This window comes from Pseudochrobactrum sp. AO18b, from assembly GCF_000409565.1.
In the GTDB taxonomy this organism is placed as follows: domain Bacteria; phylum Pseudomonadota; class Alphaproteobacteria; order Rhizobiales; family Rhizobiaceae; genus Pseudochrobactrum; species Pseudochrobactrum saccharolyticum.
Genome location: NZ_ANNO01000320.1, coordinates 1 through 990, shown reverse-complemented (window position 1 = coordinate 990; position 990 = coordinate 1). Strand labels below are relative to the sequence as shown.

At 48.3% G+C, this 990-nt stretch carries 2 protein-coding genes; one reads left to right on the top strand and one right to left on the bottom strand.

The annotated features are described in order from the left end of the window. Window positions 1-15: 15 nt before the first annotated feature. Entirely contained in the window at window positions 16-510 is a 495-nt protein-coding gene (locus tag A918_RS20400) for an Rrf2 family transcriptional regulator (protein ID WP_022711438.1), read from the bottom strand. Between the two features lie 98 nt (window positions 511-608). Between A918_RS20400 and A918_RS0112740 the strand changes: the two genes are divergently transcribed. After that, window positions 609-990 (top strand): carboxymuconolactone decarboxylase family protein (locus A918_RS0112740; protein WP_022711437.1); only part of this gene is annotated, 382 nt, incomplete at its 3' end.

Below are 990 nucleotides of genomic sequence, written 5' to 3'. Positions count from 1 at the left end.
GGGTTGGTTTTTTATTTAGCGGGCATGTAAGCTAAGATAATCGGATACGAGTAACTTACTGGAAGGGCTGATCTGCTGCTCGCCATCCTGCATGAGATCGGCAACAGTCTGGCTGCGTAAAGCATTGCGCCAGAGCTGTTCCGCGGCCAGCATCCGCGATTTGATAAAACAATCTCTCTTATAGTTGCAGGGATCTTGTGATTTTCCCGGTGCGCGGCGGCGAATTTCCCTGCAAATAAAGGCCGGTTCTTTGCCGTCAATCGCTTCCACAATATCGAGCAATGTAATCTGTTGCGGAATATGTGCGAGTCGGTAGCCGCCACGCGGCCCCGGAATAGCTATAATCACATCAGCAGCGGTGAGGGCACGCAAATGTTTGAGCAGATAGCTCTCGGATACGCCATGCAGCTCTGCGAGATGTTTGCCCGCCAGAACCTTATCTTCCGGTAGTCCTGATAATACGAGTGCGCAATGCAATGCCGCCTCAACACCGTCGCTCATTTTGCGCATATCACAACCTTGAGATTTGTTAATTTCATATCATCGATATAATATATCGATGATTCTCGGGCAAACTTTTATTTCGGACAAATGATATGCAAAGCAGAATGAATATCGCGAAAATTACACCAGAGCTTTATCAGTCAATACAGGCATTGGACGCAGCTGTTGATGCAGCGGGGTTGGATAAGCGTCTGCTGCATCTGGTGAAAATCCGCGCTTCACAGATTAACGGCTGCTCCTATTGTACGGATATTCATGTCCGTGATGCTCATAAAGACGGTATGGATATGCAGACTTTATATATGACAAGCGCATGGCGTGAATCGCCGTGTTTTGATGCGCGTGACTGTGCTGTGCTGGAATGGACCGAACATCTCACGCGGGTTGCAGAACTCGGCGTGCCGGATGAGCTTTATGAGCGTGTGAAGGCACTGTTCTCTGAAGAAGAAATTGCCAAGCTGATTGTGGCTATTGGCATGATTAATT

Excerpts from the sequence above, each read along its gene's own strand:
- A918_RS20400 (WP_022711438.1), bottom strand. The coding sequence starts at position 510 with ATGCGCAAAATGAGCGACGGTGTTGAGGCGGCATTGCATTGCGCACTC.